This window comes from Desulfobaculum bizertense DSM 18034, assembly GCF_900167065.1.
Lineage (GTDB): Bacteria > Desulfobacterota > Desulfovibrionia > Desulfovibrionales > Desulfovibrionaceae > Desulfobaculum > Desulfobaculum bizertense.
Genome location: NZ_FUYA01000001.1, coordinates 520,524 through 534,784 on the forward strand (window position 1 = coordinate 520,524; position 14,261 = coordinate 534,784).

The following is a 14,261-nucleotide window of genomic DNA, read 5'->3' on the forward strand; positions in this document are numbered from 1 at the left end:
CCCCGCCTGTGAGAGTATGGGTACGGCTTGAATTAACGCGATGATGCGCAATGCACCAAATGCTGTACACAGTGTCAGAAGTGCCTGTTCTCTATGACATTTTTGAAATGGCCTGCGTTTGTGTTCACTTATGTCGTTCTTGTGTGCCTGTTGCAACGGTGTGTGCGCCTCAGGGTTCTTTTGAACATTACAAGGGAGGACGATCGTGGAGAAAGAACGTGTCGATGGTGGCACGGGGCTTGATGTCGTAGCAGAAGTGCGCGGCAGAGTCTCCGACGAACTGGTGCAGAGTGCCGAGCGAATTGTACCGTGGTTCTATGACAATATGCCACCGTACTACTTCCAGACCCACTCACGTGATGAGCAGGTTCGGCATCTTCAGGGGCTGATTTCCGGAAACATTACGGTCGACAAACATGTTCTTGCGTTAAAAAGTCCGTGTGGGACAAAGGTGACGTTTATTTCACCTGGAGGTGGAACGGCAGAACTTATTGCTGCTCTTGGGGAAGTTCTGGACGAAGAAATTTTGAATGCCCGCATGTATGCGAGCCGTGACGGTCAAATTCGGCTGGACACATTTATTTTGGCGCCGCAGAGTACCGTGGACAGAGACGGTCCCGGCTTTGCCGAAGCCATTAAAAAAGTGCAGGACAGCAGCATGCTGCCCGCAGAAGAAGTGTCTGAGTTCGCCGACTTTTTGGCCGGAGCAACTGGCGACTGCGTTGACAAGTTTGAGGTTGAGCGGGCCGTGCGCCATTTCCGTATCTGGAAAGATATGACTGGCTGCGAGCAGGTCCGGGTCTATCGCGAAGATAATGTCTATGAAGATCAGTGCCGACTTATGGTGGCCATGAGCTCACCGCCACAAAAAGGCGTTGTTCAGGAACTGGTTCGCGTTCTCCAGCGTTCGCATTGTGAAGTGCAGCGTGGGTACGTGGATGTGTATGCGCTGCCAGACCAGACTTTTGGTTTGTGCAGCTTTTATTTGCGCCAGTGCGCAAGTGAACCACTCGCGAACAAAGACCGCTGGGAACAGGTCGAAACCGAGCTGAGTCGTATCAAATGGTTTGCTGGTGATGAAACTCTGGAAACCTTTGCTGACGAGAGAGGCTGGTCAATCTCGCAGGTCATGTTCATGCAGGCCGCAACAGAGTTTGTGCATCAGTTCCTTGTCCGCCGTGACATGTATGCCTACACGGCTCACAACATTGTTCATGCCGTGCTTGCGCATCCTGAAATTGCTGAAAAGCTTCTTCGCTGCTTTGAGTTGCGTTTTGATCCTCAACTGGATGCCGGTGAAAAGCAGTCGCTTGAGCTGCAAAAAGAGATTCGCCGGAGTCTGAGGACCATTTCTGACGAGATGACCCTGCATGTCTTTGACGTCATCTTAATGTTTATCCGCCATACCCTGCGGACGAACTACTTCCTTCCCAACCGCTTTGGTCTGTCCTTCCGGATGGACTCCAAGATTCTCAGTTCCTTGCCCGGTGATTATGGCAAGAGTGAAGACAATCCTCTGCCATATGGGTTCTTCTTCTTCCACGGCGCAAACTATCAGGCGTTTCATGTTCGTTATCGCGATACCGCTCGCGGTGGTGTGCGTGTGGTTCCGACTCGCAGTCAGGAAAATTTCGAGCTGGAATCTAACCGCCTTTTCTCCGAAGTGACCGCGCTTGCGTATTCGCAGCAGCAGAAGAACAAAGACATCCCGGAAGGCGGCTCAAAGGCCGTTATCCTGCTTGGACCACGTGGCGACATCGACCTCGCGGTCAAGTCTATGGCAGATTCGCTGCTCGACCTGATTGTGACGGAGCCAGACGCCCCCGAAGGCGTGTTTACGCTTCCCGGCGTCAAAGATTATGTGCAGCAGGAAGAAGTCATCTTCCTTGGCCCAGACGAGCACATTCAGCCCAAGCACATTAACTGGATTGTTGAGCGTGCACGGGAGCGTGGGTTCCGCTGGCCGTCTGCGTTTATGAGTTCCAAGCCAAAAACAGGCATCAATCACAAAGAATATGGCGTGACCTCTCTTGGTGTTATTGTCTTTGTGGAAGAAGTCCTGAATGTTTTGGGCATTGACCCGCACAAGGAGCGCTTCACCGTGAAGTTCACGGGTGGACCGCGTGGCGACGTCGCTGGTAATGCCATGCGCATTCTCATTGAGCAGTTTGGCGACAACGCCGTGATTGTTGCTGCCAATGACGGGCATGGTGCTGCGTATGATCCTGAGGGTCTGGATCATGCCGAGCTGATGCGGCTGTTTAAGGACGTCAGGGGCATTTCCGAGTTCGACCCGGCAAAGCTTCGGGGCAAGGATGCCGTTGTTGCCGGAACTGACACGCCTGAGGGTGTGGAGCTTCGCGACAATCTGCATTTCCGCGCTCATGCTGACGTCTTTATTCCTTCCGGTGGTCGTCCCGACACGATCAACGAGCGGAACTGGCAGCAGTATTTGGACAAGGACGGTGTTCCGACGTCTCGCGCCATTGTGGAAGGCGCCAACATCTTCCTGTCGCCGCCTGCACGTGAAAAACTTCAGCAGCATGGTGTCATGATTCTACACGGTGCCAGTGCGAACAAGACTGGCGTTATTTGTTCGTCCTATGAAATCCTTGCTGGGCTGACGCTTACAGATGAGGAGTTCCTCAGCATCAAGGACGAGTATGTGGCGCAGGTTTTGGGGATTCTGAGGGTTCGGGCCAGAAGCGAAGCCCAGCTTTTGCTTACTGAGTTTAAGCGGACCAATGGCAAGGTGTTCCTGACTGAGCTGACTCGCGAAGTTTCTCGCGAAATCAACGAGCTTGGTGACCGTCTGGCAGAAGAGCTGCAAGGTGGTCCACGCATTGGAACCCGTGAGGATGTTCGGAATCTCGTTCTTGGGTATTGTCCGCAGGTTTTGTCGACAAAGTTTGAAGACAGGATTTTCGACAATATTCCACAGAGTTATTTGCGGGCACTCGTGGCATCGCATGCTGCGGCCCGTATTATCTATGCCGAAGGGCTTGGCTGGCTGACTTCCATGAGCCAGACCCGGAAGGCTGGAGAGGTGATTCTGGCGTATCTGCGCGAAGACAGGCGTCTGCGCGGCTACATGGATGAACTCGAAAAGTGCGATATGCCATACAAGGAAGAAGTGCTTCGGATTGTTGCCGAGACAGGGCGTCGGTTCCTGACAGAGCAGCAGCTTGAGGTTGAATAACAGAAATGCGGCCTTTCCTCTTTTGTGAGGGGAGAGGCCGCTTTACTCTGTCCTCTGGCACTTTTCCCATGTAGGGAAGCCCCGACAGGAGCTTCGGCCTTCTGCGGGTGCAGACAACAACTTCACAGGAAGGCTCACGACATGTTGCTTGATGAACACCAAAGCAAACGGCTTTTCTCCGAGGCAGGAATTACGGTTCCCAAGGGCGTTCTCTGTGCGCCCGGGAACTATCAGCAGGTGACCCCGGAACTCAGTTTTCCGTGGTTCCTCAAGGCGCAGGTTCTCTCTGGCGGTCGAGGAAAAGCTGGTGGCGTTTTGCGCGTCGAAAAACTTGAAGATTTTATCCCCACAGCAGAAAAAATATTTGGGATGAACTTTGGCGGCAAGCCTGTCCCCTTTATTCGCGTTGAGCAGGGTATGGACTATGAGCGGGAATTTTACTGCTCCTTTTCTATCTCTCGCGAGCGGCGCAAGCTTCTTTTCACCATAGGACGGCAGGGCGGTACTGAAATCGAGAGTCAGGACTTACGCAATTTGCTCGTGCAGGAAATTTCTCTCACTGGTGGAATGAAGACCTTCCACATTCGTGCCGCGTTTTTCCATCTCGGTTTACAGAAAGCAGACTGGCCCAGCTTTTATGAGTTTATGGTGCAGCTCTACAAGGGCGTGCGGCGCTATGGTTTGCTGCTCGCAGAAATTAATCCCCTCGTGATTAACAAGGCGGGTGAATGGACTGCTCTCGATGGCAAAGTCGAGATTGATGACAACTTCCTGTTACAGCATTCCGATCTTGACCGGTTTTATACCCCAGAGCACGCCTCTCGTGAGGAGCAGTTTGCGCGGACCGCAGGCCTTTCCTATCACACCCTATCCGGGAGTGTAGGGCTTATGGTCAATGGTGCCGGGCTTGCTATGGCAACAATGGATTTGCTCAACGCCTCTGGCTTGCCTGCTGCGAATTTTATGGATTTGGGCGGAGCTGCCGACCTTGATCGTGTGCGCACAGCTCTTCGTCTTCTTTTCTCCGATGATGATGTTCGCGAGATTTTCCTCAACATTTTTGGTGGCGTTCTCTCCTGCCGCAAGGTTGCCCTCGCCATTGCTGAGGCTCTCGACAACAAGGCTCCCTCCAAGCCTATGGTTGTTCGTCTTTCCGGCAATGAGTCCGAAGAAGGGCAGCGTATTTTGCGTGAGCTGAATGAACCGAATCTTGTCATTGTGTCTGAGGTTCATGACGCCATTGTCGCGCTCTCCAAGATGGCTGGGGAGCATTCTGGTGTTTGTGACGAGTGCCTCGACGTCCCCGGCCCGCTTCCTGTTTACGTTCCTAAGCCGTTTCCCTCTGCCTTGAGTTTTGAGAAAGGGATGCCTGTCCTTGTGCAGGGCATTACAGGGCGTACAGCGCAGCTTCACACGCAGCTCATGCTTGATTACGGCACCAACATTGTGGCTGGCGTCACCCCCTTCAAAGGTGGGCAGCATGTCTGCGGTGTCCCCGTGTTCAACAGTGTCGAGGAGGCCATGCAGGAAAACAGCATTCGGGGCAGTATTATTTTTGTGCCAGCTCCCTTTGCTCCTGATGCGATTCTTGAGGCTGCACAGAATGGCATCGACTGGGTTGTCTGCATTACTGATGGCCTTTCGCAGCACGACATGTTGAGTGTCAAAGAGCAGCTCAAGGGCACCAAGACTCGGCTTATTGGTCCCAACAATCCCGGTCTCATCGCCCCCGGGCGGACAAAAATTGGCATTATGCCCGGTCACGCCTTTAGTCCTGGACCTGTCGCTATTCTCTCTCGCAGTGGCACGTTGACCTATGAAGCCGCCTCACGGCTCACTGCTGCGGGCATTGGGCAGTCCCTTTGTGTTGGTATTGGCGGTGACCCTTTTATTGGAACGACTTTCCGCGATCTCATGCCCGCTTTGCGCGAGGATGAGAATACCAAAGCGATTGTGATTCTTGGCGAAATCGGGGGGCAGGCTGAGGAGGACCTCGCTGCCTATGTGACTGAAACCGGGTTCAAGAAACCCGTTATAGCTTTCATCGCTGGCCAGACCGCTCCCCCCGGAAAACGGCTCGGTCATGCCGGTGCAATTCTCGAGTCAGGGCACGACATAAACGACAAGATCAGCGCGATGAAGCGTGCAGGCTTTATCGTCTGTCCCGACCTCTCCCATTTGCCGCCGCTCGTCGGGGGCGCGCTGGTGAGGCGCTAGTCGTTGGTTCGAGAAGGAATCCCGAGGGGCTTTCCCCCCTCGGGTTCCTTGTGCTTGAGAGTGGGAAGAAGATTGGAGCCTGCCCCAGCGCGGTCGTGCTGGATGGGTGGGTGGGGGAAAGTTGGGGGCCAGCCCCCAAACCCCCGCGTAAGGGAATGATTCCCTTACGTATCCTCATCGAGTTTAAAAGCCGTTCAAGCTTCGCTTGCACGGCTTTTAAACTTAATGGGGCTAGCGTCGAGAGCCTCTTTCTCTTTCCCGTGCGTTGCCACCATTTTCTTTTTGAACGCTTGCGTTCAGAAAGAAAATAAGTGCGGTTTGGAAAAGGCAGAAGAAGACGCAATCGGGAAACGCCCACTAGGCCAAAATTAAAGGGCCGGATGTAGGGGAAAGCCAACGGCTTTCACACATCCGGCCCTTTAATTTTGGGCGATAGCGGGATTCCCAAGGGCCTCGTCCTTGGGCGGGGTCAAGGGGCAGCGCCCCTTGCAGGGTTTGGGGCAGCGCCCCAATAAAACAATACACGCCCGCCCCACATCCCTTGCAGGCCCCAAAAATTTAATCTCTGCTAAAAAAGGTCACGGAGCCACTGAGGGACGCGAACGGGTTTCCCGAGGAGGTTTGTGCAGGCGTGCTGAGTTGAGCCTGTTGCGTGGAGGGTGGACTTGTCTTCGTTGAAAATTTCGTAGGCAAAGGTCATGGAAGCGCGAGACCACTCAGAAACACCGATGCGGACGTAAATAAGCTGATCGAAACGAATGGGTCGGCGATAGCGCACGTGCGCATCGCGTACGGGGAGCATAATGCCTTTGTCTTCGACGAGCTGATAGCTGATGCCAGCCTGATGAATCATGAAGTTCCTGGCGCGCTCAAAGATGTGAAGATACTCGCCATTGTAGAGCACTTTCATGGCATCGGTTTCGCCATAAGAGACGCGATGCGGATACCAAAATTCTGGAAACGGAAATTCGAGACTCATGAGCGAATCCTTTTGAGCACGTGTTGCAGGAGCTGATGGCCGGGGAGGGGCTGTTGCATAGCTGCGGCGACGTTCAGCTCGGAAAAACTGGTCAGTGCGTGCTCTGTTGCTGACTGATGGTGGAGAATGCAGGGGACAGGCTGCGCGGCATGCTTCCGGGTGTGGAGCGGTGTTAAGTGGTCGCAGGTAACGAGTATCGCTGCACCTGCGGCTTCGGCAACGTGACGAAGAGGCCCAACGATTTTTTGGTCAAAGACGGCAATAGCTTCCTGCTTCTGGGCAAAAGAGCCGGAGTGCGCAGCCTCGTCAGGGGCTTCAATGTGGACAAAGACACAGTCCTGTCCCTGCTTAATAGCGCGTGCAGCGGCACGCACCTTGGAGGCGTAGTCTGTTGCCAGCGTTGCTGTTGCACCGGGGATGTCTGGGACGTCCATGCGTGCAGCTTTTCCCAGTCCTTTTATCAAATCTACGGCAGATATAACAGTCCCGGAACAGCCGAGCTGCTGCTGAAGGGAGGGGAGATGAAGCGGTTTGCCTTGTCCCCATGGCCACAGGGCGTTGATGGCAGGGACGAGAGACTGCCCGGATAAAATTTTGCGAGCTTCGGTGAAGAAGTGCAGTAACTCTGGGGAGTGCTCAAGCTCCTCAATGTCTGGCTGAATGCTCTGACCGATGATATTGTGCGGCTCGCGAATGTGCTTTGCGGCGAGCGAGGAGTGGGCGGCGCCTCGCTGAATCAGTGTGTGGCGATACTGAAAGCCGGGAATCAGCTCCATGCCGTCGGGGCAAATACTGCGGAGAAGGGCGAAAATTTGCTGTGCAACGCAGTCGGCAGGATGCCCACCAGCATAGTCAAGCATGACAGGTGTGCTGTCGTTGCTGAGGGTGACAAAATTGAGGCGCCAAATCAGGTCCTCAGGGTCCACGGGGAGAGAGGACGCAGCAGCTTCAATGGGACCTCTGCCGGTGTGATACTGGCGCGGGTCGTAACCGAAGAGACTCATGTTGGCGACGTCAGAGCCTGCAATCATTCCGTGCGGAATGGTCTGCACAAGACTGGCGACACAGCGCGAGGCAAGGGCGTCCATGTTTGGCGTGTGGGCGGCGGCAAGGGGCGTGATGTTCCACGGGCAGTGGACGGGGGAGTCTCCCATACCGTCAGCGATAAGAACGAGAACTTGGGGCTTTTTCATGCAAAAAAATATCGGTTAGACTGTGCGAGAATTTGGCGGAGTGTACGGCCATGAGAGAAAATTGCAAGTGCGGTCCACGCCCAAAAAAAGCCCGCCTCCAATGTTTGGAAGCGGGCTGAAGAGTCTTTTGTGCTGAACACTAGAGAATGCGCAGGTGCATAGTCCGGTCAACAGTGAGTCCCATCTGGTCGATTTTCTGCATCGAATAATGGATGTCACACGCCTTTGCCTCATGAGTGAGGAAGACGAGGGGTACGCCACCATCGGGCAGGGCAGATTTTTGGGTTGCCTGCTGAATGCTGATACCGCGTTCTGCGAGCACTCCGGCAATGTCACGAAGCACACCGGGGTGGTCGTGAGCGGTAAAGCGGAGGTAGTGCAGGGATACGGCGTCGTCGAGGTCGATTTGCTCAGCCTCGGGCAGTTCAACGCCAACAAAACCAAGGTTGTTTGGTTCTGCGGCACGGGCAATGGCCATGATGTCTGCGAGGACAGCACTTCCGGTCGGCAGGGCGCCTGCTCCCTTGCCGTGGAGGACGACTGGACCGGCGTTTCCAGCAAGTCGAATGGCGTTGAATGCACCATTGACGGAAGCGAGAAGGTTGTCTTCGGGCACGAGAGCCGGGTAGACACCTGCTTCGACTTTGCCGTCGATGAGGCGAGACTGCGCCAGAAGTTTGATGCGGAAGCCGAATTCTTTTGCAAAGCTGATGTCCATAGGCGTCACAACGGTGATGCCTGTGACCGGGAGCTTGTCAAAAGGATAGTTGCAGCCAAACGCAAGGCGGATGAGCAGAGCGAGCTTGTGGGCAGTGTCGATACCTTCAATGTCCAGAGTTGGATCAGCTTCTGCGTAGCCTTTTTCTGTTGCGTCGTTCAGCGCGGTCTGGAAGTCCAGACCCTTGTCGGTCATCTCAGTGAGAATGTAGTTTGCTGTGCCGTTCAGAATGCCGAGAATTTTGTGCACGCCGTTACCGGCGAGTGAATCCCGCAAGGGACCGACAACAGGAATACCACCAGCCACACTGGCTTCAAAGCCAAGATGGACGCCTTTTTTTGCGGCGAGGGCAAACAGCCCCATGCCATCTTCTGCGAGCAAAGCCTTGTTTGCTGTAACCACGTGCTTGCCAGCGTTGATTGCGTCAGCGATCAGCTGTTTTGGGAAGGCAATGCCACCGGTCAGCTCGACAACGACGTCAATGTCGGGGTCGGTAATGAGCTGACGATAGTCTGTGACAGCCTCAGCGCCGATAGCCTGAACTTCTGCGCGTCGATGTTCGCTCCGGATCAGCACGGACTTGATGCGAATTTCGCGTCCTGTGCGGCGAACGATAAGGTCGTGGTTTTTCTCAATCACATCGGCGAGGCCCTGACCTACAGTGCCGAATCCAGCCACACCAATGTTGATGACCGTTTTATTTATCACGAGCTGGCTCCCTCCAGAACCGTTTTGATGCCTCGGATTGCCTGCTGGGTCCGCTGTTTGTTCTCGATGAGAGCAAAGCGGACGTGGTCGTCGCCATAATGGCCAAAGCCAAGACCGGGCGAGACCGCAACGTGGGCATCTTTCAGCAGCATTTTAGAAAATTCAACAGACCCCATGTCGCGGAAAGGTTCCGGGATTTTTGCCCAGAGGAACATGGTGGCCTTTGGCGGGGTAACTTCCCACCCAATCCTGTTTAACCCTTCGCACAGGATGTCGCGGCGCTTGCGGTAGACTTCGACAGTTTCCTTGACGCAATCCTGCGGGCCGTTGAGAGCAACGGTAGCTGCAATCTGGATTGGCTGGAAAATGCCGTAGTCGAGATAGCTCTTCATTCTTGTGAGCGCCTGTACCATGTCACGATTACCACAGCAGAAGCCCATTCGCCAGCCCGCCATAGAGTAACTTTTGGACATGGAGAAGAACTCAACGCCAACTTCTTTGGCGCCGTTGGCCTGCAGGAAGCTTGGTGCTTCGTAGCCGTCAAAGGTAAAATCTGCGTACGCGAGATCGTGGATGACGAAGATGCCGTGTTCTTTAGCAAAGTCAACAATTCTCTGGTGGAAGCTGACGTCGACGACTTCGGCTGTGGGGTTGTGAGGGTAGCAGTAGATCAGCAGTTTTGGCTTGGGCCAGGTCTGGCGCATGGCGAGTTCGAGGTCTTCAATGAAGTCTCGTTCTGGTCCAATGGGGATGCGGCGGACGTCTGCGCCTGCGATGATGGCACAATAGGGATGGATGGGATATGCGGGGTCCTGAGTAAAGACAACGTCTCCGGGCTGGAGCATGGCGAGAGCGAGGTGGGCGATACCTTCTTTGGAACCCATGCAGGAGATAGCTTCCTGATCGGGGTCCAGATACACACCATAACGTCGGGCATACCAGTCACAAATTGCGGCTCTCAGGTTCGGGATGCCTCGAGAAACAGAATAACGGTGGTTAGACGGTTTCTGGGAGGCCTCGACAAGCTTGTCGACGATGTGCTGGGGGGTTGGAGTATCCGGGTTCCCCATGCTGAGGTCGACAATGTCCACGTTCTGACGACGCAGCTTCATTTTGAGCTGGTTGACGACAGAGAAGACATACGGTGGCAGGCGGTGTATGCGTGGAAACTGGTTCATGCGACACTGCTCCTTCTAGAGTAGAAAGTCTTGCGCACAAAAGCGCGGAAGAAGCCGGTCTTTCGTCGGTTTCGCCAGAAGAGAAATGAGGACTTCCGTCCCTTCCTTTGGGGGCCTGCTGATTTTGGTGGGGGCGGGAGGTCCGGTCCACCCGCCGAGCAGCAGGCTGAAACCGGAAATGGCCGGCAGGCCTGTTACTCGAACAGATAGGCGTACTTTGCCGCTGCGGCATCAGTACGGCCCGCAAGGGCCTCTGCGGCTGCTGCCACATTGGCAGAAGTTACAATACCAGACTCGGAAGCCAGGTAGTGGTTCAGAACGTTTTCGCCAGAAGAGAAAGTCCAGACAACAGAATAGACCGAACCCATTTCAGGACGGGTCGGGAATTCGCTGCTGGTCTTGATAACAAGTCGCATCTTCTTTTCGTCTTTGGCGGACAGATCAAAGAGGCTGGACTTGTTGAAAAGTTCTTTGAGGCGGAAAACGAGCTGAGTACCGATGTCATCAAGCCCGTCGTGAGAGATGCTCACAACAGTGTTGCGAGAAACCTGAGGGGCTTTTGGGGTGTCTGGGAGCTTTTGTGCTTTTGCAGCGGGAGATGCAGCGTCGGCTGCAAAGGCTGTACATGCAAGAAGACTAAGCACGAGAGCGCCTAGAATAATTGTCTGCATTTTTTTTACAAAAGCCATAAAAGATTCCCTTTTGAAAACAAGCGGTACGAAAGATTAGGGAATCAGATTTGCGGTTTAAATGCCGTCTTGTCAAGAAAAGTCTTGTTCCCGAAAAAATTTTTTAGTTCGCTTTGCTGTGCTTCGAGGAGATAAATGTCTGCAACAGGCAAGGGGGCCGGGCGTTTAGCATAAATTTTGAGTGCCTGATCAATAAAGTCTGCTGAGACAAATGCGCATAGCAGAGTGCGAACTGTAAGCGGTTCTCCCCACTGGACGCCGAGTTGCAGTGAAAATGGTGAGCTTGATGACGGACATGCGATATTTCCCGTATGCACGAGGCTTTTTGACGCTTTTTCAGGAAAAACGCCTGCCCATTCCGCAATGCGGTTCTGAAAAGAGGGCATTATCGCAAGGTAATAGTTGGGGTCGACTTTGACGGCAATGGACTTGCCGGGGATGTTGAGGACGGACGGATTTTTTTCGTAGGCCTTTCCGAGGCCTCGCTGAAGGCGTTCAAGGGTTTCTGTGTAGTCTATGAGCATGTGCGCCCCCTTGGTGAGCGTGGAAGGTTGCTACTCAAATCAGAGAGTAGTGGTCATGCAGTACACTGACAAGAAACATATCATGCTCGTTGTTTAATGACAAAAAGTCACAGGAAAAGCAAAGGCCCAAAGCAGTGAGCCTTGGGCCTTTGTGTGTCTCATTATTCCATGTCAAAAAGATCCGCAGGAGAAAGGGACTCTTTGTGCTTGCGCTTGAGCCATTCCAGAAAGCGGCGTGACATCTCATGCTCTGGATTGAGTTCCAGAGATTTTTTCAGGTACACAACAGCCTGATGGAACTCTGCTTTTTCATAATATGCTCTGGCAATATTATGCATCAGATTGTCATCATCAGAGGCAATTGTCATGGCTCGGAGGTAGTGCTTGAGCGCTGTGTCAAAGAGGTGCTGCTTTCTGAGCGAGACGCCAAAGTCGTTGAACATATGCTTGTGCTCAGGCTTAAGATCAACTTCCACCTTGGCCAGCTCTTCAAAAACGTGCTGGGCGCGTTCATGGTTCCCCTGCTTGAGGTACATCAGGCCCATGCCAAAGCTTGCACGAGCATTTTTTTCCATTTCTTCGGGACTGCCAGAAATTTCAAAGCCTTCAATAGTAGGCGCTTTGGGCTTGGCATCCTCTGATGGGAAAAACTGTTTGTGCTGATAAAAATCAGGTTCCGGCTGGAATACAGACAGGACATTGTCGAGAGAAACGATTTTCTTTTCGCCAATAGCGACAAGATTTTCGTTAACGGGCGTTGCTTCTGCTTTGCCATTTTCTTTTTCATGGATGAGCCAGAAGCGCTTTGCTGTCTTGACCTTTTTGGATGCACCAGAGCCAGACTGGATTCGTTCAATGGTCGAAAAAACACCGTGAATAGGGCTGGATTTCTTTTCGTCTTGAGGCATGAGTTCTGCGTATGCGGATGAAACCTGTCTGGCCGCCGTCTCCGCGATGCCCGGCGTCCGATTGGCGAGGGTCGCCCAAAAACCTGTGAGGACCACAACGGCTCTTCCCAACAGGACTTTTTCTTCCAGAACAGAAAAGATAACACGGAAGAGTTCCGCACGCCAAGCGCAGAAGCAGAGCTTCTGCCCTGAAAACAGCTCTCTATCCTAGCGCTGAGAAGGCTTTTCGGGTTTCTGAAACAAATTTGCGCAGCAATCTTTCATCCTTTCGGCCGTCAGGCCCTTCAACTCCCGTATGTGCATCAACTCCTGCCGGGTGGACTTGAAGAATTGCGTCATGCACATTGTCGGGATTGAGTCCCCCAGCAAGGATAACAGGACAGGGAGAAAGCTCCACGAGCTGGCGGTCCAGCCTCCAGTCGTGTGTCTTGCCTGTGGCTCCTGTTGCCCCTGTTGTCGGGTCATAGCTATCTGTCAGAAATGCGTCTGCGTATGGAGCGTACTCTTTGAGCAGCTTCTTGAGCTGGCTTGTGGCCTCTTCCGAAGCTTGGGCAGGCATGATGATGCTTTTGATGATGTATAACTCTGGGCGTCGGGCCTTGAGTTCTGCAAGCAGTTTACCCGGAACCTCAGCGTGGAGCTGGAGCATACTCGTTCCCAGCTCTTCGCAGAAGCTGAGGATCTCATCTGCATCAGTCAGGTAGGTGATGAGCACAGAAGGAATGGTGTCGTGGAATGCTGCGATGATTTTTTTGGCAGTACTCTCGCTTACGTCTTCTGCGTGCACGGCCAGCCGGAGCGGGAAGCCAAGGCTTTCCACTCCGCAGTCAGCAAGCAGCTGCGCCTCGTCCATATCATGGATTCCCGCGATCTGGATTTGTGGGCAGAAGCCTTTTTTCACTACATTCCCCCCAGCACACGCATATAGTACCGCTTCAGCATTTCACCTGGAATTTGTGAATCCCAGTGGCCTGTATTGCTTGCCCAGAGGTACAATCCAAGCAGGATGGCAACAGAAAGAATTCCCGGAACAAGTGGGGATATTTTCCACTTTTTCCCAACTTTTGTTGTCAGGCAGTTCGGGGCTGGGCAGCTTTCGACGCACTGCATACAGCCGATGCATTCAGGCGAGTTTACTCGGAGTTTTTTATCTACTTCGATATGTCCAGGGCAGACTCGTGCACATTTCCCACAATTTATACACGCTTTTTCATCACGTGTGACTGCTATCGGTGACCAGAAAGAAAAAATGCTCAGCAGCGCACCGTATGGGCACAGGTAACGGCACCAGAAGTAGGGCACGATGATGCTCAGTGCTCCCAGTGTGCCAAAAACAACGAGAGCTGTCCCACTGGGGTTCAGGAAGAACGCCATCATTTTCGCATCGGCAACGAGATTATACTCGCTTCGCAGGAAAGCCGTGATGCTGACGACGTTCATTCGCAGGACGGTAAACCCGAAGAATGCCAGCAAAGCATATTTGAAAACGCTTAGGCCTCTGTGTGTCCAGCGTGGAGGCTCGCGGCGCAGTCCGAGTTTTTTCCCTACAGCAGCAAGCGTGCGCTCAATCAGTCCCACAGGGCAGATATAGCCGCAGAAACCTTTTCTGGCGAAGAAGGCAATCGCTATCGCTGCAATGAATATGGTGAGGCCTGCCGGGTGGATACTATCCCACTGGCCAGTGGCAAGGTACCGTTTGAATGCAAGGAATGCACTGATTGGCAGGAATGCTTCTACAGATGACGGTCGCGTGGCAGCCCCTCCCGTACTGGAAAGGCCACTCGTCACAAAGCGGTAGAAAGCCCAGCCTATATACATGCAGTAGGCCGCAAAAACAGTTTGGATGATTGCCCGAATTCGCGACGGTGTGGTGATTTTGGAAAGATTCATGTCGTTATTGTCCTCTTGAATGCGTCCCCGCTACTCCTTTCCGTCTGCTAGAGCAAGT

At 53.4% G+C, this 14,261-nt stretch carries 11 protein-coding genes; 2 read left to right on the forward strand and 9 right to left on the reverse strand.

Annotated elements, in window-relative coordinates; genetic code table 11:
• The first annotated feature begins 205 nt into the window (after positions 1-205).
• Positions 206-3,199, forward strand: a complete 2,994-nt coding sequence (locus tag B5D23_RS02385) for an NAD-glutamate dehydrogenase domain-containing protein (RefSeq protein ID WP_078683786.1) — start codon at positions 206-208, stop codon at positions 3,197-3,199.
• A 141-nt stretch (positions 3,200-3,340) separates the two neighbouring features.
• Positions 3,341-5,416 (forward strand): succinate--CoA ligase subunit alpha, encoded by a 2,076-nt coding sequence (sucD, locus tag B5D23_RS02390; protein ID WP_078683787.1) that lies wholly within the window; start codon positions 3,341-3,343, stop codon positions 5,414-5,416.
• A gap of 568 nt (positions 5,417-5,984) precedes the next feature.
• Here the strand turns inward: sucD and B5D23_RS02395 are convergent.
• The 9 genes from B5D23_RS02395 to B5D23_RS02435 form a co-directional block, all read right to left on the reverse strand.
• Positions 5,985-6,395 carry an acyl-CoA thioesterase gene (locus tag B5D23_RS02395; protein ID WP_078683788.1) on the reverse strand — a complete coding sequence of 137 codons (411 nt, stop codon included), beginning with the start codon at positions 6,393-6,395 and terminating at the stop codon, positions 5,985-5,987.
• Positions 6,392-7,588: a BPG-independent phosphoglycerate mutase family protein gene (gene apgM, locus B5D23_RS02400; RefSeq protein ID WP_078683789.1), complete on the reverse strand. Its 1,197-nt coding sequence runs from the start codon at positions 7,586-7,588 to the stop codon at positions 6,392-6,394. Before apgM ends, B5D23_RS02395 begins: the two co-directional genes overlap by 4 nt.
• 139 nt (positions 7,589-7,727) lie before the next feature.
• Positions 7,728-9,011 carry a homoserine dehydrogenase gene (locus B5D23_RS02405; protein WP_078683902.1) on the reverse strand — a complete coding sequence of 428 codons (1,284 nt, stop codon included), beginning with the start codon at positions 9,009-9,011 and terminating at the stop codon, positions 7,728-7,730.
• On the reverse strand, positions 9,011-10,192 hold the full coding sequence (locus B5D23_RS02410) for an aminotransferase class I/II-fold pyridoxal phosphate-dependent enzyme (protein ID WP_078683790.1): 1,182 nt from the start codon (positions 10,190-10,192) through the stop codon (positions 9,011-9,013). The genes B5D23_RS02405 and B5D23_RS02410 overlap by 1 nt, the downstream gene beginning before the upstream one ends.
• Positions 10,193-10,386: 194 nt before the next feature.
• A complete protein-coding gene (locus B5D23_RS02415) occupies positions 10,387-10,881 on the reverse strand; it encodes a hypothetical protein (protein WP_144012510.1) in 495 nt (164 codons plus the stop codon).
• A gap of 44 nt (positions 10,882-10,925) precedes the next feature.
• Positions 10,926-11,405, reverse strand: a complete 480-nt coding sequence (locus B5D23_RS02420) for a hypothetical protein (RefSeq protein ID WP_078683791.1) — start codon at positions 11,403-11,405, stop codon at positions 10,926-10,928.
• Between the two features lie 161 nt (positions 11,406-11,566).
• Positions 11,567-12,409: a tetratricopeptide repeat protein gene (locus tag B5D23_RS02425; RefSeq protein WP_078683792.1), complete on the reverse strand. Its 843-nt coding sequence runs from the start codon at positions 12,407-12,409 to the stop codon at positions 11,567-11,569.
• Between the two features lie 106 nt (positions 12,410-12,515).
• A complete protein-coding gene (locus B5D23_RS02430) occupies positions 12,516-13,214 on the reverse strand; it encodes a phosphoribosylanthranilate isomerase (protein ID WP_348980881.1) in 699 nt (232 codons plus the stop codon).
• Positions 13,214-14,203, reverse strand: a complete 990-nt coding sequence (locus tag B5D23_RS02435; RefSeq protein WP_078683793.1) for a 4Fe-4S binding protein — start codon at positions 14,201-14,203, stop codon at positions 13,214-13,216. The genes B5D23_RS02430 and B5D23_RS02435 overlap by 1 nt, the downstream gene beginning before the upstream one ends.
• Positions 14,204-14,261: the final 58 nt, after the last annotated feature.